Origin of the sequence: Polaromonas sp. JS666, assembly GCF_000013865.1 — a bacterium.
GTDB lineage: Bacteria > Pseudomonadota > Gammaproteobacteria > Burkholderiales > Burkholderiaceae_C > Polaromonas.
The window spans coordinates 997,171-1,018,854 of sequence record NC_007948.1 but is presented as its reverse complement, the minus strand read 5'-3'; the positions used below and the strand labels follow the sequence as shown (position 1 = coordinate 1,018,854).

Annotated in this window: 24 protein-coding genes; 7 read left to right on the top strand and 17 right to left on the bottom strand. The window is 61.3% G+C overall.

Annotated features, from left to right (window positions below; translation table 11 throughout):
* Positions 1-35: 35 nt before the first annotated feature.
* The 3 genes from BPRO_RS04950 (at position 36) to BPRO_RS04940 (ending at position 2,876) form a co-directional block, all read left to right on the top strand.
* The gene (locus BPRO_RS04950) at positions 36-704 is read left to right on the top strand and encodes a site-2 protease family protein (protein ID WP_011481958.1); all 669 of its coding nucleotides are present in this window, start codon (positions 36-38) and stop codon (positions 702-704) included.
* The gene (locus tag BPRO_RS04945; protein ID WP_011481957.1) at positions 704-2,053 is read left to right on the top strand and encodes a tryptophan--tRNA ligase; all 1,350 of its coding nucleotides are present in this window, start codon (positions 704-706) and stop codon (positions 2,051-2,053) included. The genes BPRO_RS04950 and BPRO_RS04945 overlap by 1 nt, the downstream gene beginning before the upstream one ends.
* Before the next feature lie 238 nt (positions 2,054-2,291).
* A complete protein-coding gene (locus BPRO_RS04940) occupies positions 2,292-2,876 on the top strand; it encodes a LuxR C-terminal-related transcriptional regulator (protein ID WP_081430479.1) in 585 nt (194 codons plus the stop codon).
* Here BPRO_RS04940 and BPRO_RS04935 read toward each other — a convergent pair.
* Complete coding sequence (locus tag BPRO_RS04935; RefSeq protein ID WP_011481955.1) at positions 2,824-4,284, bottom strand: sensor histidine kinase; 1,461 nt, start codon at positions 4,282-4,284, stop codon at positions 2,824-2,826. The two genes, BPRO_RS04940 and BPRO_RS04935, sit on opposite strands and share 53 nt — an antisense overlap.
* 115 nt (positions 4,285-4,399) lie before the next feature.
* On the bottom strand, positions 4,400-5,254 hold the full coding sequence (locus tag BPRO_RS04930) for an XRE family transcriptional regulator (RefSeq protein WP_011481954.1): 855 nt from the start codon (positions 5,252-5,254) through the stop codon (positions 4,400-4,402).
* A gap of 137 nt (positions 5,255-5,391) precedes the next feature.
* On the opposite strand from BPRO_RS04930, the gene BPRO_RS04925 reads away from it, so the two are divergent.
* Both BPRO_RS04925 and BPRO_RS04920 read left to right on the top strand, forming a co-directional pair.
* A complete protein-coding gene (locus BPRO_RS04925) occupies positions 5,392-5,769 on the top strand; it encodes a helix-turn-helix domain-containing protein (RefSeq protein WP_011481953.1) in 378 nt (125 codons plus the stop codon).
* A 71-nt stretch (positions 5,770-5,840) separates the two neighbouring features.
* On the top strand, positions 5,841-6,119 hold the full coding sequence (locus BPRO_RS04920; RefSeq protein WP_011481952.1) for a hypothetical protein: 279 nt from the start codon (positions 5,841-5,843) through the stop codon (positions 6,117-6,119).
* Here the strand turns inward: BPRO_RS04920 and BPRO_RS04915 are convergent.
* From BPRO_RS04915 to BPRO_RS04905, 3 genes are read right to left on the bottom strand one after another with little or no spacing between them, the layout of a single operon-like run.
* Complete coding sequence (locus tag BPRO_RS04915; RefSeq protein WP_011481951.1) at positions 6,114-7,073, bottom strand: PDR/VanB family oxidoreductase; 960 nt, start codon at positions 7,071-7,073, stop codon at positions 6,114-6,116. The genes BPRO_RS04920 and BPRO_RS04915 overlap by 6 nt on opposite strands.
* A gap of 10 nt (positions 7,074-7,083) precedes the next feature.
* On the bottom strand, positions 7,084-8,259 hold the full coding sequence (locus tag BPRO_RS04910; protein ID WP_011481950.1) for an ABC transporter substrate-binding protein: 1,176 nt from the start codon (positions 8,257-8,259) through the stop codon (positions 7,084-7,086).
* A 36-nt stretch (positions 8,260-8,295) separates the two neighbouring features.
* Positions 8,296-9,312 (bottom strand): aromatic ring-hydroxylating dioxygenase subunit alpha, encoded by a 1,017-nt coding sequence (locus BPRO_RS04905; protein WP_157045730.1) that lies wholly within the window; start codon positions 9,310-9,312, stop codon positions 8,296-8,298.
* 271 nt (positions 9,313-9,583) lie between these two features.
* Here BPRO_RS04905 and BPRO_RS04900 point away from each other — a divergent pair, with 271 nt between their 5' ends.
* Positions 9,584-10,201, top strand: coding sequence for a TetR/AcrR family transcriptional regulator (locus BPRO_RS04900; protein ID WP_232291494.1), 618 nt, complete (start codon positions 9,584-9,586; stop codon positions 10,199-10,201).
* 18 nt (positions 10,202-10,219) lie between these two features.
* Here BPRO_RS04900 and maiA read toward each other — a convergent pair whose 3' ends face one another.
* Genes maiA through BPRO_RS04840 form a run of 12 tightly spaced genes read right to left on the bottom strand, consistent with a single transcriptional unit; the run spans position 10,220 to position 20,571 of the window.
* Positions 10,220-10,870: a maleylacetoacetate isomerase gene (gene maiA, locus BPRO_RS04895; protein WP_011481947.1), complete on the bottom strand. Its 651-nt coding sequence runs from the start codon at positions 10,868-10,870 to the stop codon at positions 10,220-10,222.
* Positions 10,871-11,584 carry an ABC transporter ATP-binding protein gene (locus BPRO_RS04890; protein WP_011481946.1) on the bottom strand — a complete coding sequence of 238 codons (714 nt, stop codon included), beginning with the start codon at positions 11,582-11,584 and terminating at the stop codon, positions 10,871-10,873.
* Positions 11,585-11,603: 19 nt separating this feature from the next.
* A complete protein-coding gene (locus BPRO_RS04885) occupies positions 11,604-12,359 on the bottom strand; it encodes an ABC transporter ATP-binding protein (RefSeq protein ID WP_011481945.1) in 756 nt (251 codons plus the stop codon).
* Positions 12,359-13,402, bottom strand: coding sequence for a branched-chain amino acid ABC transporter permease (locus BPRO_RS04880; protein WP_041389243.1), 1,044 nt, complete (start codon positions 13,400-13,402; stop codon positions 12,359-12,361). Before BPRO_RS04880 ends, BPRO_RS04885 begins: the two co-directional genes overlap by 1 nt.
* Before the next feature lie 11 nt (positions 13,403-13,413).
* Positions 13,414-14,331, bottom strand: coding sequence for a branched-chain amino acid ABC transporter permease (locus BPRO_RS04875; protein ID WP_011481943.1), 918 nt, complete (start codon positions 14,329-14,331; stop codon positions 13,414-13,416).
* A gap of 4 nt (positions 14,332-14,335) precedes the next feature.
* On the bottom strand, positions 14,336-15,520 hold the full coding sequence (locus BPRO_RS04870; RefSeq protein WP_041388378.1) for an ABC transporter substrate-binding protein: 1,185 nt from the start codon (positions 15,518-15,520) through the stop codon (positions 14,336-14,338).
* Positions 15,521-15,576: 56 nt separating this feature from the next.
* The gene (locus tag BPRO_RS04865) at positions 15,577-15,897 is read right to left on the bottom strand and encodes a non-heme iron oxygenase ferredoxin subunit (protein ID WP_011481941.1); all 321 of its coding nucleotides are present in this window, start codon (positions 15,895-15,897) and stop codon (positions 15,577-15,579) included.
* Positions 15,898-15,900: 3 nt separating this feature from the next.
* Positions 15,901-16,389, bottom strand: coding sequence for an aromatic-ring-hydroxylating dioxygenase subunit beta (locus BPRO_RS04860; protein WP_011481940.1), 489 nt, complete (start codon positions 16,387-16,389; stop codon positions 15,901-15,903).
* A gap of 58 nt (positions 16,390-16,447) precedes the next feature.
* Positions 16,448-17,725, bottom strand: coding sequence for an aromatic ring-hydroxylating dioxygenase subunit alpha (locus BPRO_RS04855; protein WP_011481939.1), 1,278 nt, complete (start codon positions 17,723-17,725; stop codon positions 16,448-16,450).
* A gap of 58 nt (positions 17,726-17,783) precedes the next feature.
* Positions 17,784-18,479: a fumarylacetoacetate hydrolase family protein gene (locus BPRO_RS04850; RefSeq protein WP_011481938.1), complete on the bottom strand. Its 696-nt coding sequence runs from the start codon at positions 18,477-18,479 to the stop codon at positions 17,784-17,786.
* 42 nt (positions 18,480-18,521) lie between these two features.
* Entirely contained in the window at positions 18,522-19,568 is a 1,047-nt protein-coding gene (gene gtdA / locus BPRO_RS04845; protein WP_011481937.1) for a gentisate 1,2-dioxygenase, read from the bottom strand.
* A gap of 19 nt (positions 19,569-19,587) precedes the next feature.
* Entirely contained in the window at positions 19,588-20,571 is a 984-nt protein-coding gene (locus tag BPRO_RS04840; protein WP_011481936.1) for a 2Fe-2S iron-sulfur cluster-binding protein, read from the bottom strand.
* A gap of 168 nt (positions 20,572-20,739) precedes the next feature.
* Between BPRO_RS04840 and BPRO_RS04835 the strand changes: the two genes are divergently transcribed.
* Positions 20,740-21,645 carry a LysR family transcriptional regulator gene (locus tag BPRO_RS04835; protein WP_011481935.1) on the top strand — a complete coding sequence of 302 codons (906 nt, stop codon included), beginning with the start codon at positions 20,740-20,742 and terminating at the stop codon, positions 21,643-21,645.
* Positions 21,646-21,684: the final 39 nt, after the last annotated feature.

The window sequence follows — 21,684 nt, the reverse complement described above, 5'->3', positions numbered from 1 at the left end:
TTAGAGCCTTTAAGCGCGTCTGAGACAATCCGGGCATGGACATCGCCAACCTGATTCAAACCGTCGCCATTTATGCGCTGCCTGTGCTGTACGCCATCACGGTGCACGAAGCGGCGCACGGCTATGTAGCCCGCCATTTCGGTGACAACACCGCCTGGGTGCAGGGCCGCGTGACACTCAACCCCATCAAGCATATTGACCCGCTGGGCACCATCGTGATGCCGCTGGTGCTTTACCTGGCCACATCGGGCGCATTTTTGTTCGGCTACGCCAAGCCGGTCCCGGTGGAGTTTGGCAACCTGCGCAACCCCAAGCGCGACATGGTCTGGGTGGCGCTGGCCGGTCCCGGCGCCAATCTCCTTCAAGCCTTGCTCTGGGGCATCCTGCTGTACTTGCTGCGCGGCGCCGACATCACCGAACCGTTTTTCATCCGGATGTGCCAGGCGGGCGTGCTGGTCAATGTGGTGATGTTTGTCTTCAATCTGTTTCCGCTGCCACCGCTCGATGGTGGCCGCATTCTGGTGGGCCTGTTGCCCTACAAGCAGGCGGTGCTGGTGTCGCGCATCGAGCCCTGGGGCTTTTTTGTGGTGATGGCGCTGGTGCTTGCCGGCGTGATCAGCAATCTCTGGATGCGCCCGCTGATGGCGCTGACCTACACCTTTCTGGAAACCGTGTTGATGCCCCTGGCCATGCTGGTGCGATGATGATGACAAACCCAACAACTGACGCCGGCGCGCGTTCTACCCCTGACGCCTCACCACAGAGGTTCCTGACCGGCATCACCACCACGGGTACGCCCCACCTGGGCAACTTCGTGGGCTCGATCCGGCCGTCGGTGGCCGCCAGCCGCTTGCCTCACGTGCAAAGTTTTTACTTCCTGGCCGACTACCATGCACTGATCAAGTGCGATGAGCCCGCGCGCATCCAGCGCTCCACACTGGAGATTGCCGCCAGCTGGCTGGCCGCCGGGCTGGATCCGGAGCGCGTGACGTTTTACCGCCAGTCCGACATTCCGGAAATTCCCGAGCTCACCTGGCTGCTGACCTGCGTCACCGGCAAGGGCGTGCTGAACCGGGCCCATGCCTACAAGGCCTCGGTCGACAAGAACACGGCGGCCGGCATTGACCCGGATGCCGATGTCACGGCGGGCCTGTTCATGTACCCGGTGCTCATGGGCGCCGACATCCTGATGTTCAAGACGCACAAGGTGCCGGTGGGGCGCGACCAGATCCAGCACATCGAGATGGCGCGCGACATGGCGCAGCGCTTCAACCATCTGTACGGCGAGCACCTGGTGTTGCCGGAAGCGGTGATTGAAGAATCCGTGGCCCTGTTGCCGGGCCTGGACGGGCGCAAGATGAGCAAGAGCTACGACAACACCATTCCCCTGTTCACGCCGCGCGAGCAGCTGCGCAAGGCGATCAGCGGCATCGTGACCGACTCGCGCGCGCCGGGCGAGCCCAAGGACGTCGAAGGCTCCGCGCTGTTCCAGATTTACCAGGCGTTTGCCAGCGCGGACGAGACAGCCGCGATGCGCCAGGCCTATGCCGACGGCATTGCCTGGGGCGATGCCAAGCAGATGCTTTTTGAGCGCATTGACCGCGAAGTGGCGCCCATGCGCGAACAGTATCTGGCGCTGATCAACGATGCCGGCCGCCTCGAAGCCGTGCTGCTGGCTGGCGCCGAGAAAGCCCGCGCCGTGGCAAAACCATTCATGGCCGAGCTGCGCCAGGCAGTGGGGCTGCGCAGCCTGGGCTCAGGCGCGGTGGCCGCCCCCAAACACAAAGCGGCCAGGACTGCTGCGCCAGCCTTCAAGCAGTACCGCGAAAAGGACGGCCGGTTTTATTTCAAGCTGCTGGACGCCGATGCCCGCCTGCTGCTGCAAAGCCAGGGTTTTGATTCGCCGCGTGACGCAGCGCAAGCCATTGCAGCCCTGCAAAAAGAAGGCCCTGCCGCACTGCCCGCGCTCCAGGACAAGGTCGCCGCCGCACCCGAAATTTCTGCCAGTGACGTGGCTGCAGCTTTGCATTTTTTCGCGGCTATCGCGCACTGAATACCGAAGACGCGGGGACCAGGACGGCCAGCGAGGCGTTGCGCCTCACCGCCTGCCGGACGGCAGAAATCGGACATTGCCGTGACCGCCCAAAAAGAAATTGGCGACTCGCTGAAATGTTGTTTTTTGAAGCACAGGTGAGAAGAAATACCGCAATTTCAGGATTTTCCATACCCTGAATTTGACGTTCACCAGTTATGCTCAGTAACCATCGAGTCGATACTTCAACCCTGAATTAATGAGCATTTTTGTAATAGACGACCATCCCCTGATGCGGGAAGCGGTTGTCATGCTGATACGCCGTTTGAGCAGCAAGGCCACTGTGACCGAGCTGGACCGGCTGGCTGCTGTCATGCCCGCCGTAGAACAGCATGGCGTGCCGGAGTTGATCTGCCTGGATCTGAAGCTGCCCGACACCAATGGCGTGTCCGGGGTGCGCGAACTCAAACGGCAGTTTCCGGATGTTCCGCTGGTGGTCCTCTCGGCTGCACCGGCCCAGGACTATGAAGACCTTTCGATCGAAGCCGGTGCCGACGCCTATATTCAAAAATCCGCAGGCGCCACCGAGATCTCCAATGTGCTGCGCGTCTTCCTGAACGAGGAGCTGGAGCCCGAATCCGCCACGCCGACAGAAAAGCTCTCCAAGCGCCAGAAGCAGCTGCTGGTCATGCTCGACAAGGGCATGAGTAACCGCGACATCGCAGAAGAGCTTCAAATCAGCGAGCACACGGTCAAGGTGCATCTGTGGCGCCTGTTCCGGCGCCTGAACGTCAAGAGCCGCTCGCAGGCCAGTCATCTCGCCCGGACCCAGGGCCTGCTGTAGCCGCCGGGCTCGCACCTCCGGCGTCATCGCCAGGACTCGTCAGCGCCACCCAGAACACACTGCCCCGGCCCGCCCGGGATGACATGCCCACCGGGTGGTTGAGCACGTAGCTCAGGCGGGAGACGATGGCCAGCCCCAGGCCGAAGCCTTCTTCCGTACCCTGCTGGGGAATTCGGTAAAACTCCTGAAAGATCGCCTGCTGGTGAGTCTGGGCAATGCCCACGCCGGTGTCCCAGATTTCGATGCAGCGCACCCCCTGTCTTCGCCGCACTGCCAGCAGAACGCCGCCCTGGTGCGTGTTTCGCAAGGCGTTCGACAGCAGGTTGCCGAGCAGCCGCTTGAGCAGCACCGGGTCAGACCTCACGCGGCCGGGCACGACCCGGGTTCGCAGCCGCAGGCCACGCTCCGCAGCCAGGGGGGTGTATTGCACCTCCAGGTCCTGGAGAAGGCCCGCCAGATCAACATCCTGCAGGTTGACCCTCGAGGGGTCCGAATCCAGTCCGGCAAGATCGAAAAGAGAGTTGAACAAATCCTCGACTGCCCGGGTAGAGCGGACGATTTTTGGCGCGATCTGCGAGACGAATTGCGGTTCAGCAGCCAGCCAGTCCGCATACAGGCCCAGCGCGTGTACCGGCTGCCGCAAATCATGGGCGGCGCTGGCGATAAACCGGTTCTTGATTTCTACCGCCTCCAGTGCGGCCCGGCTCTTTTCTGTCAGCGAAGTGATCAATTTCGAATTGTCAAACTGCAATGCGAGATTGGCCCGCTGCACTTCATGAAACCGTTTGCCCGAAATGCGGATCACGGCCCAGTAAATCAGCACCAGCGCCACCATGCCGTAGGTATTGAACGTGGACGGGATGCCACGCTCCACCACCAGCTGGTAAACCAGTGCAGCCAGAACCGACGCCACCAGTCCATTGACATAAGCGGAAAAGCAGCGAAGGTGGGAGGAGAAAGTTCCGACGGCAAAACCGGCCATGCCAACCAGAACAGTCATGCAGATGAACTGGTCATAGATAGGCGCCTTCAGGAAGAACACAAACATGGAACTTCCCCAGATCACGGCACTTAAAGGCCAGATCCAGGCGAAGCGCGCCATGAAAGCGTGCAGCGGCGCACCACTGACCCCCTGCATTGTGCGGTGGTAGATGCCGATGACCCAGAAGCGCGCCAAGGTCGCAGCCGTGACCGCCGCCGCCCATAGCCAGAGGCCGACAGGCTCCACATGCCCGTAAAGGATCATCACGATAACGACAATCAGGGCCAATGCCGCATGCAGTGAGGGCCGCGCATACCGCATGAACGTATGGATCAACTCCATTTCGACCCAAGCCTCGCGCGGGATCTCCGGAGCGCTCCTGGTTTGAACGCTCCCGTCGGCGTCGTTCACAGAGGTGGGACTCATGGCTGTCAGTTTACCGTCGCATGTCTATTGGCAGACCTTTACTGCTCCAGTGGCCAACAAACAGCGTTGCGCGCAGCTGACAATGTTCAAATGCGCTGCCTCCGTCCCACAGCCATCAGTTAAAAGTCACCCCGGCCCAACGTACCCGGCCAAGCACCGAAAAATCCCGGTCGGGGTCCTCATGGCCCTGAATGTCAAACGGCTCATAGGCCTGGTTGTAGCTGCTCACACGCAGTATCTTCCCGGGCAATCTCTGCAGTTTTTTCACAAGCAAGGCGCCGTCGAGCCTGACAACATGAATGCCCTCGGTAAGGGCATCGTGGTCCTGCAAGTCTGTCAGGACAGCATCTTTTGAGTGCAGCCACGGCTCCATGGAGACACCCACCACCATGGACATGGCAATGTCGTTGTGGGCAATGCCCAGGTCATATCTGATGAAGCGGGCGTCAAAGGGACGCATTGCAATCACCGATTCGATGTCATTGAATGCGTCCTTGCCGGCCGAAGATTTGAGGTCGAACAATGGCACATAAATAAATGCGTCCACCTGCACCGCATGCACGCTGTTAGGCACCATGGCGGTGAGCCGGGCCTTGCCTTGCCGCTCATCGCCCAGCAAATGCGCGGGGGTCGTGTTGTATTCCTTGGCAAGCACCTCAAGCTCGAACGCGTCCGGCAGACTGTCACCACGCTCAATGTTCCAGATGGTGTTGCGGTGAACGCCGACAGTGGCCGCCACGTCATTGATCTCCCTTGCGCCCCGCGCCACCTTGCAGCGCTGGCCAAACTGGCGCATGAAGGCTGTTCTGGCTTCGGTCCGCACCGTTTTCAGGCCAGCCTTGTCCGCGGCCGCAGCAGCCTGATGGAGATACCAGGCGATCGGCTCTTCAACGCTGACCGGCGGCGCTGGCTCGAAGGAATACGGCTCGGCATCATCGGGCCGGGGTCGTGCTGTTTCTTTTGTGCTCATGAACACTATTCTGTGTCTATAGACACAAAAAAGCAAACACAACCCATAAAAAACACCGCAAAATCATAAAAACACCAGCATCGAAACAAATTCTTCAGCAAAAATTTGTTGACTTCATTTTGTTTGTGCTGAAAATAATGGATATGCGCACAAATAAATCAACGCCGATACAAGAAGATATGCACCCCGCCGATGTCATTGCTGCTCTGCACAAGCGCGGCACCAGCCTTCGAAAAATAGCCCTTGAGAACGGCTACAGCCATATACAGCGCGTGCTGACCAGCCCCTGGTTGGCGGCCGAGCAATTGGTGGCGAAAGCACTTGATGCAAAGCCGGAAGATCTGTGGCCCTCGCGCTACCTGAATCCTGCTGACCGTGCTCTTGCCTTTCAGCAAACCCGCAAGATCACGGTGACCATGCCGCGCCAGCGCAAGCAAGCACCCCGCATCACGCACGAGCTGACTGTCGGCAACTTCGGCTCACTCAACGATGGCACTCCCCATTCCCAGTCATAGAGGCTCGGCAAAACAACATCGCACATCACTAATTACCGCCAACCGCACCGGGCACTTCAGGGAAGAACCAGATGTCAACCACGGGTGACCCCATCACTCCAGACGTGCGCGCCTTGTGGCTGCGGCTGCGCGAGGACGGCGGTTGGTGGACGCTGGACATGCTCACGCCTCACTGGAAGCCGACCCATACACCGCGCACAGTCCAACACGCCATGGATGCGCTGGAGGCTGGCAGTTTCGTGGAAAGCCGCGACCAGGCGACCCGCCTGAGCTATCGCGTCACTTCGGACTGCGAAACGTACACGAAGCACACGACGAACGCCTCGGAATTTGTAAATGAAAAGCTATAAATCCAGGACCAGCACCTTCGATCGGGCTCTTGAGCAGCATGGGGTGAATTGATCGTTTCTCTCGTGTTCTTCGTTTGTCAGGTATTGATCATGGTGATCCGGAACGCCTTCTGCCACGCGTGTCAGGCAGGTTCCGCAAATACCTTGCTCACATGAAACCGGAATCTCTATGCCAAGCCGTGCGACCGCGCTGACCACCGACTCATCGGCAGCGACCACTACAGACTGTCCGGTGCTCGAAATGCGAACCTCGAAGGAATCGCCGGCTGTCGGCTGCGGCGGCGAAAAGGTCTCATAGTGCACCTGGCCGCCGGGCCAATCCAGCGCGGAGGCCGTTTCCAGAACGTGGTTCAGGAAACCAGTAGGGCCACAGGTGTAAATATGCGCATCGCGCTGCAGGGTTTCGAGAAGTGAACGTAAGGGCCTGGCGCCCGCGACAGCCTCGTCATCCAGGTGCAACACCACATTTCTGGCAAAGCCGCTGTTCTGGAGTTCGGCAAGGAATGCCACGCGGTCTCTGGATCGCGCGAAATAGTGCAGCGCAAAGGCGCTGCCCAGCGCGTGCAGGTGATATGCCATCGCCAGCAAAGGCGTCACGCCGATACCGCCTGCCAGCAGAACGCTGGTTTGCTCCCCCGCCGCCAGCCTGAAGAGATTACGCGGCGCACTGATGCGCAGGGTATCGCCTTCGTGCACCAGGTCATGGACCGCCTCGGACCCTCCACGGGATTTCGGGTCCCTGAGCACCGCGATGCGATAACGGTCCTTCTGGTGCGGCATTCCGCACAGGGAGTATTGCCGCACGAGGCCATTGGGGAGATGCACATCCACATGCGCACCCGCTTCAAACGCGGGAAGCGCCTGCCCATTGACGGACACCAATTCATAGGAATTGATGTCCTGCGCCTCGCGAACCTTCCTCGCGACTTTTACAGCAATCTCATTGGCACTCATGACCTGCACATCACTTCAGGGGACATTGGGACGCGTAGGCATCCTGGTAGCTCTTGAACGGCGTGGAAACCGACTTCAGGTTCAGGCGGCCGCTGCCATCCCTGGCCACTTCCATGATGTGCATGCCCTGTATGGGAAAGTTGTTGTTGCCAAACCTGAAGTCGCCCCGCAGTGACTTGAAATCGGCCGCTTTCAGCGCGGCCATGAATGCCTTCTTGTCGGTGACATTACCCTTGACCTTGCCGATGGCCGAGTCCAGTAGCTGGGCTGCGTCATAGCTCTGCGCTGCGTAGTTCGAAGGTATGCGTTTGTACTTGCGCTCGAATTCCTCGACGAACTGTTTGCTCTGAGCATTCTGGAAGTCAGGCGCCCAAAAGCCGCCGCTCACGATCCCGATGGCCGAATCGCCAATGGCCGGCAGCGACAGCGCGTCGGCAATGAAGGTCGACAGCAAAGGCAGGTTCTTCGACATGCCGGCTTGGGCGTACTGCTTGGCAAACGCCACGCCCAGACCACCGGGGAAGAATGCAAATACCGCATCAGGCCTGACTGCGGAGACCTGCGACAGCTCGGCCGAAAAGTCCATCTGCGTCAGCGAGGTGTAGACCTCGTCTGCCAGCGGCCCCTTGTAATAGCGCTTGAAGCCCGCAACGATGTCCTTGCCTGCCTGGTAATTGGGCGCCAGCACAAAGACTTTTTTATAGCCCTTGTCTTTTGCGTACTGGCCCACGGCCTCAGCCGCCTGGTCACCCTGCCAGGAGGTGATGAACTGGTAAGGTGAGCACTGGCTGCCAGCGATCTGCGACGGACCCGCATTCGATCCAACCAGGAAGACCTCCTTATCGGTCACGTACTTGTGCACGGCCATCATGATGTTGGAGAAAGACACGCCGGTGATGATGGGCACGTTTTCTTTTTCAATGAGGCGACGCGCGGCCTGGTTGGCCACGTCCGGCTTGAGCTGGCTGTCTTCCTTGACCAGTTGCACCGGCACGCCGCCCAGCTTGCCGCCGTTGCGCTCGAGCAGCAAATTGAAACCGTCGAGCTGGTCCTGGCCTACGCCGGCCGTGGGGCCTGACAGCTCCCCCATGAAGCCGATCTTTATCGGTGTCGTCTGCGTCCAGCCCGTGGCCAGCGAGAGCATGAGGCCTGCGCCGGCCAGGCATTGAATCGCATGTTTTTTCATGGTTGTCTCCGTGTATGAATTCGTGAAATGGTGGTTTCAAACGCTCGCGGGTGCGGCTCGAACCACCTTGATGGGCACCGCTGGTGTCTCGATGGCGGCGTCCTCTTTGGTCATGCGTTCGATGGCCCGGCGCATGCGCACCGGGCCCGCATCCACGCTCAACAGCACCGGCTTCATCTCCCAGAAGTCGTTGTCGCCAATGGCCGCCTGTTGTGCGTTGATGATGGGTTTGTCCTGGGCCTCAAATGCGTGACGGCGCAAGGCGGAAAACTTCGCGGTCTCATCGGGCGTCATCCTGGTGCCCGGAGGCATCGCGGCAGCGAAGTGGTAGTGCACCGTTTTCTCCGACTCGGGCGTGAGGATGTGCACGCCGTAATACCAGCCGTGGTCCTCGCGCTTGCCGCCCACTTCATGCACGCCGGAGTCCAACAGAAAGCAGCTTGGCGGAATCCAGGTCATGTGGGTCCACATGTCCACCGGCTTGCCGTCGCGGCGATACACCATGTCGAAGATGGGGGGGACCGAAATGTTGGGCATCCAGCGGTCGCAATGGATCTTGCCGCCCTCCTCCTTGAGCACCTGGTCTGCGCCAACCTGTTCGGGGCTGCCGAGATAGCCGTCATGCAGATAGGTGATGTGGCTCAGGTCAAGCAGGTTTTCGCCCATCAGCTCGTAGTTGGCCTCGATGTGGAGGTAGCCACGGCTGGTGGCAAAGCCAGCTTCGGACTCGAGCACGCTGTAGTCGGGAATGGTCACGGGATCCGCGGCCTGGCTGCCCATCCAGATCCACAGCATGCCGTGCTTTTCGGCCACCGGGTAAGAGCGCACCCTGGCTGCCGCTGGCACCTTGCCATCGCCGTGCGGGTTCTTCACGCACTTGCCCGAACAGTCGAAGGTAAGGCCGTGGTAGGCACATTCGATGGAATCCCCGACGATTTTCCCCAGGTGAAGCGGAATGAAGCGATGCGGACAACGGTCTTGCAACGCGACGGCCGTACCGTCTTCCTTGCGGTAAAAGACCACCATTTCATTGAGCAGTTTGCGATGAAACATCTCACCGGACTTGACTTCGTTGCCCCAGCAGGCCACGTACCAGGCATTTTTGATGAAGGCTTCCTTGTTAAAGAATAATTTCAGACTGAATTTTCACATACCGAGCGCACGGTTTGTAAGTTAACGAGAAGAATTTTCTAGGGGTTGACCCGCATACGGGGTCCATAATCACGGCTTCGCACCCATCAACACTCAAAAGGTTTACCGGATGGCCAGTCCCCAGATCAAACGCGCATCGCCGGCATTCGAACCTGCGAAGAAAACGGCGACTGTGAAGACAGTGAAAGCGGTCCGTCGCACCCAGGAGGACCGCAGCCGCACTACCAAGGAAAAGCTGCTGGCCGCCACCATCGAAGTGCTTTTGCGCGATGGCTACAGCGGCCTGACGATGAAGGAGGTGGCCAAGGCCTCGGGGGTATCCAACGGGGCGCTGATGCACCACTATGCCAACAAGGCCGAGCTCGTCGTCGAGGCGACGGCCATGGTGTATGAGGAAGCCATCGTGCGCGGACAGCGCATGGCGCAGACCGCCGGTGCGGCTGAAAAGCCGATTGAAGGTTTCATCACCGACTGCCTGAGCGTCTACTTTGACTGGCCCTTCCTGGCTGCGCTCGAAAGCATCGTCGTCGCACGCACCGACCCGGACCTGATGACCAGGATCCTGCCGGTGATGGAGCGTTACCGCGTCACCTGCGACGACATCTGGATGGGTGTGTTCAAAAAAGCCGGCGTACCCACCAAGCGGGCCCGCGTGCTGCTGAACCTGAGCCTGAACCTCGTCCGGGGCATGGGCCTAAACCGTCTCTGGCGACATGACGACGCGCATTACCAGATCTACCTCAAGGAATGGATCACGATGGCGAACCAGCAGCTGGCGCAGCTGAAGTAGCGGACTCGCCGCCGCACCTCACTCGGCGTCGGGCTGGCGTGAAGGAGCCGCCGCAGCGAAAGCAGGCAGTGCCTGGCAGGTGTTGAATATCGCCGTCAATGTCGGGCAGCCCGACAAATCAACATTGAAACGCTGGGCGCTGAAAACCTGCGGCACCAGGCAGCAGTCGGCCATTGTCGGCGTGTCGCCAAAACAGAAGGCGCCGGTGCGGCCGCGCTGCTGAATTTGCGCTTCGATCGCCTCCAGGCCCAAGGTGATCCAGTGTGCGATCCATTCGCTTTTCTTTTCTTCCGAAATCTCCATGGAGCCGGTCAGATACTTCAGCACCCGCAAGTTGTTGATCGGGTGAATGTCGCAGGCAATGCCCAGCGACAACTGGCGCACAAAAGCCCGGTCAGCCGGCGATGGCGGCAACAGCGGCACCTGCGGATACACCTCGTCGAGGTATTCCATGATCGCCAGTGACTGACTGATCTGCACGCCCTCCTCGCTCAACACCGGCACCAAGGCCTGCGGGTTGATGGCGCGAAACGCTTCGCCAAACTGTTCGCCGCCATTGCGGTTGAGGTGAATGAACACATGCTCGGCCTGAAGGCGCTTGAGGTTCATCGCGATGCGCACGCGGTACGCTGCCGAGCTGCGAAAGTAGGTGTGAAGGATGCGGCCCATTCAGACTCCGAGATATTGGTGCACGATTTCAGGCTGGCCGCGCAGGTCGTCAGAGGTCCCCTGCCAGACGACGCATCCCTTTTCAATGACGAAGTGCCGGTCAGCCAGCCCCATCAGCGCCTTCACATTCTTGTCGATGACGATCTGCGACAGCCCGTCCTGCTTGAGCTCGGCCAGCGCGCGCCAGATCTCGTGGCGGATGACCGGCGCCAGGCCCTCGGTGGCCTCGTCGAGCACCAGCAGGCGCGGATTCGTCATCAGCGCGCGGCCGATGGCCAGCATCTGCTGCTCGCCCCCAGACAGTTGCGATCCGAGGTTGCCGCGACGCTCTTTCAGCCGCGGAAAGAAGGCGTAGACACGGTCCAGGTCCCAGGTCTTGCCGCGGCCTTTTTGGTCGTCGCGGGCGGTGGCGACCAGGTTTTCTTCCACCGTCAGGTTGGGGAAAACCTGCCGGCCCTCGGGCACCAGCGCCAGGCCCTGGCGCGCGATGCGGTGCGAGGGCAACTGGTCGACGCGACTGCCGGCCACGTGCACACTGCCTGCCGCCACCGGCAGCATGCCGAACAGGCACTTGACGGTGGTGGAGCGGCCCATGCCGTTGCGGCCGAGCAGCGTGACGACTTCGCCGGTGCCGACTTCAAAGGAGATATCGAACAGCGCCTGCGCATGGCCATAGGAAGCCTGCAGGCCTTTGACGGATAAAAACGGCTTCATGATGGGGTCCTCGTGCGCGTCATGCTTCGGCCTCTTCTTCGCCGAGGTACACCGCCCGCACTTCCGGGTGGTTGCGGATTTCATCGGGCGTTCCGGTGAACAGAATCTTGCCGTAGACCAGCACGCTGATGCGGTCGGCCAGCGCAAACACCGCGTCCATGTCGTGCTCGACCAGCAGGATGGTGTACTGGCGTTTCAGGCGCTGCAGCAGGGCGACGACGGCGGCGGACTCCTGCACGCTCATGCCGGCCATGGGCTCGTCGAGCAGCAGGAACTTCGGCCCCGCGGCCAGGCTCATCGCGAGTTCCAGCTGGCGTCGCTCGCCATACCCGAGGTCGCCGGCCATCACAGCAAGTCGGTGTATGAGGCCGGTCGCCTCCAGCGCTTCCTCGGCGAAACTGCGCGCCTCCTTGCCGGCCAGCATCGGCGTCCAGAACTTGAAGGCGTGCTGGCGCGAGCCAAGCGCCGCGAACGTGGCATTCTCCAGCACGGTGAAGTCCTCAAAAATCGAGGTGACCTGATACGACCGCAGCAGGCCGCGCACCGCGCGTTCGTGGATAGTCAGCGCGGACACATCGGCGCCATTGAACCAGACGCTGCCGCTGTTCGGCGCCAGCTCGCCCGACAGCTGGTTGATCAGCGTCGTCTTGCCGGCGCCGTTGGGGCCGATGATGGCGTGGAGCTCGCCCTCGCCGATGTCGAGCGACACCGCGTCGGTGACCAGCAGCGCGCCGTAGCGCTTGGTGAGGGAGTCGGTGCGAAGTACGCTGGCCATCACAGGGCTCCCTTCGCCACACCAGTCGCCACACCCGTCGCCGCCACAGCCGCTGCGGTGGTGGTGGTGGTGGTGGTTATTTTGGCGGGCAGCTTTCCCCGCGAGTCAAAACGCTGCAGCAGGCCGATGATGCCGCGCTTGCCCAGGAGGGCGACGATGACAATGAGCGGGCCGAAGATGACCATCCAGTGATCGGTGAAGCCTTTCAGGATCTCTTCGAGACCCAGGAAGACCAGCGCCCCCATCAAGGGACCGAACACCGTGCCCAGACCGCCGATGACGACGATGACGATCAGCTCGCCGGAAACAGCCCAGGCCAGGGTGCTGGGCGAGGCGAAGGCATTGAGGTTGGCCAGCAGCAGACCGGCCACGCCACACAACATGCCCGACATCACATAGGCCAGCAACTGGTAACGCAGCACCGGGATGCCGGCGGCGTTGACCCGGCGTGCGTTCTGTTTGGCGCCGCGGATCACCATGCCGAAGGGCGCGACGCGCAGCCTGGCGAGCCACCAGATCGACAGCACCAGCACGACGAAGGCGACGACGTACACATTGGTCGCGGACGACAGGTCGAGCGGGCCGAAGCGGCTGGTCTGCGCGATGGGCATGCCGTCATCGCCGCCGTAGTGCTTCAGGCTGACGAAGAGAAAGTAACCCATCTGCGCGAAGGCCAGCGTGATCATGATGAAGGCGATGCCGGTGGTGCGCAGGCTGATGGCGCCGGTGACCAGCGCCACCAGGCCGCACACGCCGAGGGTCAACGCCAGGTGCACCCAGCCGTTGCCGACCCCATAAAAAGATGCCAGGCCGACGGCATAGCCGCCCAGTCCGAGGAACAGTGAATGGCCGAAGCTCACCAGCCCGCCGTAACCCAGCGCGATGTTCAGCGCGCAGGCCGCAATCGCGTAGATGATGATGCGCGCAAAAAACGCGACATAAAACTGCTGGTCGGTGGCCTGCGCCACAAAGGGAACGGTCGCCAGCAGCAGCAGCGCCAGCAGGGGAACCCAGGCGCTGGGCCGTGAAATAAGGGGAGTCATCGCCATCACCTTCACCTGTTCGCCGGAAAAAGACCTTGCGGGCGCCACGCCAGCACCACCGCCATCAGCAGGTACACCAGCATGGAGGCCAGCGCCGGGCCGGCCGCGTCGGCGAACGACCGCTCGGTGACCTGGCGCAGCAGGAAGGGCAGAAATACGCGGCCCATGGTGTCGACGATGCCGACGATGAGCGCCGCGTAAAACGCGCCGGTGACCGAGCCGATGCCGCCGATCACGATGACGACCAGCGTGGTGATCAGCACCGACTCGCCCATGCCGGACTGCACCGACAGGATGGGTCCGGCCATCGCGCCCGCCAGACCCGCGAGCATGGCGCCGACCGCAAACAGCATGGCGTTGAGCAGGCGAATGTTGACGCCCAGGGCCGCCACCATCGCGGGGTTGACGGCGCCGGCGCGGATCAGCATGCCCACGCGGGTCTTGTTGATCAGCAGCCAGGAACCGATCGCCACGACCAGACCGACGACGATGATGGCGAACCGGTAGGCCGGGTAGCTGAAGCCGCCGATGTCGATGGCGCCGCCGAGGAATTCCGGAACCTGCAGAAATACCGGCTGCGCTCCCCAGATGATGCGCACCAGTTCATTGAAGAACAGCACCAGGCCGAAGGTGGCCAGCACATGGTCGAGGTGGTCGCGGCGGTACAGGCGCGCCACGGCGACGAACTCCAGCGCCAGGCCCAGCAGCAGCGAGCCCAGCATGGCCGCCAGCACGGCCAGCCCGAAGGAGCCGGTGTACTGGAAGGCCGTGGCGGCGAAGTACGCGCCCATCATGTAGAGCGAGCCGTGCGCCAGGTTGACGAAGCTCATGATGCCGAAGACCAGCGTCAGGCCTGCAGCCAGCAGAAACAGCAGGACGCCGTATTGCAGGCCGTTGAGCAGCTGCGCGAAAACAAGCGTGCTGTTCATGGTGTCACTTCAGCGCGCATTGTGCGTGGTAGGCATCGGTCTGCCGGGTCAGCGGCGTTGCGACGAGCTTTCCGACGACGCTGCTGCCGCTCTTGATGGTTTCGAACGCATAGTAGTTCTGCACCGGCAGGTTGTTATTGTTGAACGCAAACGGGCCTCGCACCGACTTGAACTCACTGCCGGCCGCCTTGACCGCGACGGCAAGCGCCTTGGCGTCGCCGGCCTTGGCCTTGCCGAGCGCGATGTTCAGAATATTGGCCGCGTCGTAGGCCGTCGCCGCGTATTCGCTGGGAGTACGTTTGTACTTGCGCTCGAAGTCGGCGACGAATTTCCTGTTCTCCGGCGTGTCGAGCGCCGCGTCCCACATCGCACCGCTGACGCTGCCCACCGCCGCATCATGCAGGCCCGGCAAGGTCGTGCCATCGACAGTGAAGACGGAATACAGCGGCACCTTGGCCATCAGGCCAGCCTGGCTCATCTGCTTGATGAAGTTGACGCCCATGCCGCCAGGGTAGAACACAAACACCGCGTCGGGCTTGGCTGACTGCAGTTGCGCCAGTTCGGCCGAGTAGTCGGGCTGGTTCACCTGTGTGTAAACCTCATCCACAATCTGGCCTTTGAAGTAGCGCTTGAAGCCAGTCATCATGTCCTTGCCGGCCTGGTAGTTGGGCGCCATCAGGTAGACTTTTTTCAGGCCCTTATCCTGGGCAAACTTGCCCATGGCTTCGGCGGCGCCGTCGTTCTGCCAGGCGGCAGAAAATACATTGGCCTTGCAACCCGCGCCGGCCAACGGCGATGGGCCGGCATTGGTGGCGATGGCCACCGTGCCCGACTCGGCGATGCGCGGCAGACTCGCCATCAGCACGTTGGAAAAACTCAGGCCCACAATGGCATCGACCTTGTCCTTGCCGATGAACTTGCGCACGATCTGGCTGCCGATTTCCGGCTTGAGCTGGTCGTCTTCCTTCAGTATGGTGGCGGGTTGACCGCCGAGCTTGCCGCCCAGTTGCCCGACCGCCAGCATGAACCCGTCGACCTGGTCCTGGCCGACGATGGCCTGCGGGCCGGACAGGGGCGCCATGATGCCGATGGTGGCGGCTGCGGCGAGCTGGCTGACGCCTGCAAGTGCCACACCCGCCAGGGCGGCGAGCGCGGTGCGGCGAAAGGAGGTCGTGGGTGTCGTGGTCATGTTCTCTTGTCTCATGTTGTGTTGATAGGGTGAGGGAAGGATGGGGCAGCTGCGGGTCAGTCAGACATCTGCACAAATACGCGCCCGCCTTCGATGCGCACGGGGTAGCTGCGAACATCCTCCGTAACCGGCGCGCAGGTGCCACGGCCGTTGCGCACGTCGAACTTGCCCTGATGCAGCGGGCATTCAATTTCATAGCCGTCAAGGAAGCCGTCGCACAGCCGCGCATGGCCGTGGGTACAGATGTTGTCGGTGGCAAAAATACTGCCATCGACCTTGTAGAAGGCAATGTCCCGGCCGCCGACCAGCAGGCCGATCACATCGTCTTCGGGCACGCCGTCTTCTTCGGTGGCGTCAAGCCAGTTGGAATCGCTCATGATTTAAATCGGGTAGATGATGGAATTCGGGATCATTTCGCTGTCGTACACGCAGAGGCGTGACGCGAACTTCAGGCCTTCGGGCGTGCGCTCGATCACGTCGATGTAGCGGCCGACGTTGAAGACGGTCGACTCCTGCGACAGCTTGGTGCGGAAAACGGCGTAGTTGGCCTCGGCCTCGAAACGGTTCTTGTCGGCCTTGTGGATCAGCGGCGCGCCGACGACGTGGCGCTGGTAGTAAGGGTCATGGAACAGCGTCTCGCGGATGCCATAGACGCGGTCTTTCAGCATGCCCTTGCTTTCAAAAAACAGGGTGGCCAGCGGAAAGCCGCGTTCATGGTTTTCACGCGGGATCAGCTTGTAGGTGCAGTTTTCGGTGAAGAACTCGGGCCACAAATCCCAGTCGCCCGAATCGACCGCCCGAGCGTAATCGGCATACAGCTGCGCGACCTGCAGGTAGTCTTCAAAATTGATGTCGACAGCGGTGCTCATTAGATAACCTCCGTGCTGTGCACTGCGGTGCGAACGCCTTCGGGCGGCCGGGCGGCGCTCATGCCTCAGCCTCCATCACTTCGCGCCAGTATTGGTACATGCCGCGTATCAGTGTTTCGGTGACCATGTGGTCGGTGTCCTCGACAGTGCGCCCGCCCAGTTCGGCCAGGGTGCGGTGGTAAGGCTTCTGCTCGAAGCCTTGCTGCGAGAACTCGATCACCTCGCCGTCGTCGGCCGACACGAAGCCGGCCGGACCGAACAGGTTGGCCTGGCGCAGCCGGCGCTGCGTCATCTCTTGCGTGTCGTCCGCGAAGCCGAAATGAGTCCACACGAAATCGAAGGAGCCGTGGCCGTCGGGCTGGATGTGGCGCGTCGATACGCTGTTGACCTGCTGCTGCAGGATGACGCTGGGGAACAGCGTCATCATCACCGCGGTCGGGCCGCCCCACCATGGCTCGGGCACGATGTCGAGGAAGCGCGGGTCGTTGAGCTCCATGCTCTCCTTGAAGCTGGACACCTGGGTGACCTGATCGGCCTTGCCCGCCTGTCCGCGCGTGGAAATCATGGCCGCATGGCGGTGGCGTGCATCCATTTTCAGTTCTGACTTGTTGTCAGCGCGCCAGAGGCCGAAGGTGACAAACCAGGTGTGCAGCAGGCCGGGGTGGTACGGGTCCTTGATGTTCTCCTGCATCAGCTTCCAGTTGCCCGGAATGCGCTGGCGGTTGTAGCCCAGGATTTTCAGCTCGCGGCCGTCGAATAGGCGATCGAAATAACCGAGGATGACCGGTCCCAGGAAGTCTTCGAGCGATTCAATCTCGTGGTCAAAGCTGGCAAACACCACGCCGCCGCGCGTCGCGACCTTGAGCTTGTTGAGGCCATGGTCGCTGGTCTTGAAGTCCGCCGGCATGCCGCCGTTGACCTTGCCGTCCTGCTTGACGCCGCGGCGAAACGGCACACCCTGCAAATCGCCCTTGAGCGTATAGCTCCACTGGTGGTACGGGCAGACAAACTCTTTTTTGTTGCCATGGCGTTCGCGGCAAAACTGCATGCCGCGGTGGGCACAGACGTTCTCGACCACACTGACGCCGCCGTCGGCGTCGCGCACCATGATCACCGAGCGCTCTCCGACCACCGTGCGCTTGAAGTCGCCGGCGTTGGGGATCTCGGCATCGAGGCCGACGTAGTTCCAGTGTTTGTTGTAGAAGAAGCGTTCGAGCTCTTTCTTGTGCTGGTCCGGGTCGGTGTACGCCATGAAGGGAATCCGGCTGGTGCCTTCGGATTCCCAATGGATCTTGATGGGAAAGGTTCCGGTGGATGCGGTGGTCGATGCAGTCATCGCTGTCTCCTTGGTTTCCGTTGTCCGTTGTCCGTTTTCCGTTTTCCGCGCCCGCGTGTCAGGCCTTCACCGTGACCGTGATGCCGGCCAGGCCCGCGATGTCGCCCTGCATCACGTCGCCCGCAACCACGGCGTTCACGCCCTCGGGGGTGCCGGTCATGATGATGTCGCCGGGCTCCAGCGTTTCGTATTCGGACAGGTAGGCGATGCATTCCGAGACCGACCAGATCAGCTTGGCAATGTCCGACGACTGACGGGCGCTGCCATTGACTGTGACGCTGATGGCGCCTTCAGCCACATGGCCGCTGTCGGCCACGCGTGACAGCGCGCCGACGGGTGCCGACAGCGCGAAGGACTTGCCGAATTCCCAGGGGCGGCCCTTGTCGCGCGCGTCGAGTTGCAGGTCGCGGCGTGTCATGTCCAGGCCGACGCCGTAGCCGTAGACGTGGTCCAGCGCATCGGCCACAGCGATGTCGCGGCCGCCCTTGCCGAGGGCGACGACGAGTTCAATTTCGTGGTGGAAGTTCTTCGTCTTCGGCGGATAGGGAATGCTGACAGGCGACGACGCATCGACAGCGGCGTTGGCCGGTTTCATGAAAAAGAACGGCGGGTCGCGGTCAGGGTCTTTGCCCATCTCGCGCGCATGCGCGGCGTAGTTTCGGCCCACACAAAAGATCCGGTTGACGGGAAAGCGTTCGCTGATGCCTGCTACGGCAAGCGTGGGGATGACGGCGGGTTCGATGGCGTAGTTCATGTGATGGTGTTCTGTAGCAAAGTAGCAAAAGTTGAAGGGTTTTCAGGCGCGGTGTTCGCGCCACAGGCCGAGGGCCTGCTGCACGGGGCGGTCTGAATAGCTGAAGAGCACGGCCTCGGGACCGGCGCGGAACTGGTGGTTGTGCCAGGACGGCACAACCAGCACGTCGTTCTCATCGAGGCGAACGGTCTTGCCTTCGACAGTCGCTTCGGCGCTGCCGCTGAGGCACACGTACACCGTGCCGTCGGTGCAGCGATAAGGCCGCGTCTCGAAACCTGCGGGAATCAGCTGGGAGAACGCCGCGATTGTCGGCATCGGCGAACGGCCGGTGGCCGGGTTGATGTAGCGCTGCTTGTAGCCGAAGTGCGCATCGGGCGTACCGGCGGCTATGGCTTTCAATGAGGCCAGCGTGCGTTCCCAGGGATAAACAAACACCTTGGTCGGCTCGGCCGGCTGCTGGTAGAAATCGACCGGGACCATGTTGGAGCCGTAACGCGCCAGCGCATCGCCTTCCGGCCGGACGACGGCCTGGTAGTCGCTGTCGCTTTTCTCTGCAAATCCGGCATCGAGGAAGCGCACGATGGGAATGTCCAGGCCGTCGAGCCATACCACCGGCTGGTCGCCCAGATTGCCATGGTCATGCCAGGTCCAGGCCGGTGTGATGATGAAATCGCCGCGGCGCATCGTCGTGCGTTCGCCATCGACCGCGGTGTAGGCGCCCTCGCCGTCCAGCACCAGCCGCAACGCGGACTGCGTGTGGCGATGGGCCGGCGCCACTTCGCCCGGCATGATGAGTTGCAGGCCCGCATACAGCGACTGCGTGATGCAGGACTGGCCGCGCAACGCAGGGTTTTCCAGGATCAGCACGCGGCGCTCAGCCTCGGCCGCGCTGATCAGCGTGCCGGCTTCCATCACGCGGTCGCGCACGTCGGCGTACTTCCACAGATGCGAGACCGCCGGCGACCTGGGCGAGTGCGGCACCAGCGCGCCCAGCACTTCCCAGAGCGGCGTCATGTTGTCGGCGCCAATGCGGTCGTAATAGGCTTTGCGGCTCAGCTGGGATTCGAGGTCGAGATTTCTGGCGTTCATGGCTATTCCTGTTGATTTTTCAAGTGCCGCTGGCGTAAAACGCGTCGGCATAAATTTGTTCGGCGAGCACGCCCATCTGGCGCACCAGCAAGGTCGTGGCCTCCACCATGGGCGGCGCGCCGCAGAGGTAGGCGCGAACGCCTTCGAGGCTGGACCAGTCCTGGGCGATGGCTTCTGTGACCAGGCCGGTGCGGCACCCGGGCACCTGGCCGGACGTGACCACGACGTGCACATGCAGTTGCGGATGTTGGCGCTGAAGCTCTGCCAGCCATTCGCGGCCGTAGATGTCGCGTTCCGAGCGAACACCAAAATAAAGATGGATGCTGTTGCGCATGCCTTCGGCAATGACGCCGCGGATGATCGACAGGATAGGCGCGAGGCCTGTGCCGCCGGCCACGCACAGCATCGGGCCCTCATGCTTGCGGCGCAGGTAGGCCGAGCCCAGCGGGCCGCTGACGCGCACCGCGTCGCCGACCTTCAGCGTGTTGGCGATGTAGCCGGTGACCCGGCCATCGGGGACCAGGCGCACATGGAACTCCAGCTCATCCTCCGCACACAGGCCGGCCATCGAATAGGGCCGGATGTGGTCAGGCGTGAACTGAAGCTGCGCATACTGGCCAGGTGAAAACCCGAGTGGCTTGGCGGCCTTCAGCCGGATTCGCTTGATGTCGTGGGTCTGGTCTTCTACCGCCACAACAGTGGCTTTGACGATTTTTGCCGTATGGACAACGACCTCGTCAGGTTCGGGGATTTCGACAGTGCAGGATTCAGTCAGAAAGGTCTGGCACGCCAGCACATAACGGTCTTCAGTCACCAGCGGGCGCTGCGCTTCCCGGCCCGAATCGAGCACATGCCCCTCGACAACCTTGCAGCGGCAGGTGCCGCAACGCCCGGCCATGCAGCTGTACGACACCGGCACGTCGTTCGCGCGCAGGGCGTCCAGCAAATTGACGCCGGCAGTAACGCTCAGCGTGCGCTGGAGGGGACGTACAAAAATTTCCATCAGTTGGGTCTTGTCTCGTGGAGAAATTGCTTTTTGCGACGACGGCGGAAACCGTGGCTGCTATGGCGGTGATCTTCGGCCGCAGTGCATAATCAGTCAATACAATGACATCAATGTTTTACATCATTTAAATCAATAGTTACGCACAGACGTAGATCGGAGACGCAGATGGAACTCCAGGACATCGACCTGAACTTGCTGGTCATCTTCAACCAGTTGTTGACGGAAAAAAAAGTCTCGAAAGTCGCCGAGAACCTCGGCCTCGGGCAACCCGCTGTCAGCAACGCGCTGGCGCGCCTGCGCAAGCTTTTTGGCGACGAACTTTTCCTGCGCACGTCCAGTGGCATGCAGCCCACGCCTTTCGCCGACCAGTTGGCCGAATCGATAGGCTACGCGCTGGGCATGATCCACGGCGCGGTCAACGCCAGGAATTCATTCGACCCCGCCACCAGCAAGCGGACCTTCTCAATCGGGATGACCGACATCGGCGAGATCTACTTCCTGCCCCTTTTGATGGAAAAGATCCAGAAGGTGGCGCCGGCCGTGTCGATCAGCACAGTACGTAATACCAGCACTAACCTGAAGGACTCCATGGAGGCAGGCCATATCGATCTGGCCATCGGATTGCTGCCCCAGCTCAAGGCCGGCTTCTTCCAGCAGCGATTGTTCACTCAGCAATATGTCTGCATGTTCAGGCAGGGGCACCCGCTGGACAAGAAAAAAATCCTGCCGTCAGATTTTTTTGCAGCGGACCATGTGGCGATTGTTTCGGCAGGTACAGGCCACGGGATAGTCGATGAAATACTGGACAAAAATTCACCACAGCGGAAGGTGAAGTTGACCGTACCGCATTTTGTGGCGGTGGGTCACATTCTCCAGTCAACGGAACTGGTGGCCACCGTGCCGGAACGCCTCGCAGAACGGATGGCCACACCTTTCAACCTGAAATACGTCGCACACCCCATCAAGCTTCCGCAGATTGCCATCAATCTGTTCTGGCATGCCAAGTACCACAAAGACCCCGCCAATCAGTGGTTGCGGGGCCTCATCTTCAACATGCATGCAGATGGGTAGTCAGGGGTAGGCAGAGGGAGTCGGCTTCATGGCCGAGTA

Excerpts from the sequence above, each read along its gene's own strand:
- BPRO_RS04915 (WP_011481951.1), bottom strand. The coding sequence starts at position 7,073 with ATGAGTGCCAATGAGATTGCTGTAAAAGTCGCGAGGAAGGTTCGCGAG.
- BPRO_RS04865 (WP_011481941.1), bottom strand. The coding sequence starts at position 15,897 with ATGAGCGATTCCAACTGGCTTGACGCCACCGAAGAAGACGGCGTGCCC.
- BPRO_RS04945 (WP_011481957.1), top strand. The coding sequence starts at position 704 with ATGATGACAAACCCAACAACTGACGCCGGCGCGCGTTCTACCCCTGAC.
- BPRO_RS04905 (WP_157045730.1), bottom strand. The coding sequence starts at position 9,312 with ATGTTTCATCGCAAACTGCTCAATGAAATGGTGGTCTTTTACCGCAAG.
- BPRO_RS04860 (WP_011481940.1), bottom strand. The coding sequence starts at position 16,389 with ATGAGCACCGCTGTCGACATCAATTTTGAAGACTACCTGCAGGTCGCG.
- BPRO_RS04855 (WP_011481939.1), bottom strand. The coding sequence starts at position 17,725 with ATGACTGCATCGACCACCGCATCCACCGGAACCTTTCCCATCAAGATC.
- BPRO_RS04875 (WP_011481943.1), bottom strand. The coding sequence starts at position 14,331 with ATGAACAGCACGCTTGTTTTCGCGCAGCTGCTCAACGGCCTGCAATAC.
- gtdA (WP_011481937.1), bottom strand. The coding sequence starts at position 19,568 with ATGAACGCCAGAAATCTCGACCTCGAATCCCAGCTGAGCCGCAAAGCC.
- BPRO_RS04885 (WP_011481945.1), bottom strand. The coding sequence starts at position 12,359 with ATGGCCAGCGTACTTCGCACCGACTCCCTCACCAAGCGCTACGGCGCG.
- BPRO_RS04925 (WP_011481953.1), top strand. The coding sequence starts at position 5,392 with ATGGATATGCGCACAAATAAATCAACGCCGATACAAGAAGATATGCAC.
- BPRO_RS04880 (WP_041389243.1), bottom strand. The coding sequence starts at position 13,402 with ATGACTCCCCTTATTTCACGGCCCAGCGCCTGGGTTCCCCTGCTGGCG.
- BPRO_RS04910 (WP_011481950.1), bottom strand. The coding sequence starts at position 8,259 with ATGAAAAAACATGCGATTCAATGCCTGGCCGGCGCAGGCCTCATGCTC.
- BPRO_RS04840 (WP_011481936.1), bottom strand. The coding sequence starts at position 20,571 with ATGGAAATTTTTGTACGTCCCCTCCAGCGCACGCTGAGCGTTACTGCC.
- maiA (WP_011481947.1), bottom strand. The coding sequence starts at position 10,870 with ATGGGCCGCATCCTTCACACCTACTTTCGCAGCTCGGCAGCGTACCGC.
- BPRO_RS04920 (WP_011481952.1), top strand. The coding sequence starts at position 5,841 with ATGTCAACCACGGGTGACCCCATCACTCCAGACGTGCGCGCCTTGTGG.
- BPRO_RS04890 (WP_011481946.1), bottom strand. The coding sequence starts at position 11,584 with ATGAAGCCGTTTTTATCCGTCAAAGGCCTGCAGGCTTCCTATGGCCAT.
- BPRO_RS04850 (WP_011481938.1), bottom strand. The coding sequence starts at position 18,479 with ATGAACTACGCCATCGAACCCGCCGTCATCCCCACGCTTGCCGTAGCA.
- BPRO_RS04940 (WP_081430479.1), top strand. The coding sequence starts at position 2,292 with ATGAGCATTTTTGTAATAGACGACCATCCCCTGATGCGGGAAGCGGTT.
- BPRO_RS04835 (WP_011481935.1), top strand. The coding sequence starts at position 20,740 with ATGGAACTCCAGGACATCGACCTGAACTTGCTGGTCATCTTCAACCAG.
- BPRO_RS04950 (WP_011481958.1), top strand. The coding sequence starts at position 36 with ATGGACATCGCCAACCTGATTCAAACCGTCGCCATTTATGCGCTGCCT.
- BPRO_RS04930 (WP_011481954.1), bottom strand. The coding sequence starts at position 5,254 with ATGAGCACAAAAGAAACAGCACGACCCCGGCCCGATGATGCCGAGCCG.
- BPRO_RS04870 (WP_041388378.1), bottom strand. The coding sequence starts at position 15,520 with ATGACCACGACACCCACGACCTCCTTTCGCCGCACCGCGCTCGCCGCC.
- BPRO_RS04935 (WP_011481955.1), bottom strand. The coding sequence starts at position 4,284 with ATGAGTCCCACCTCTGTGAACGACGCCGACGGGAGCGTTCAAACCAGG.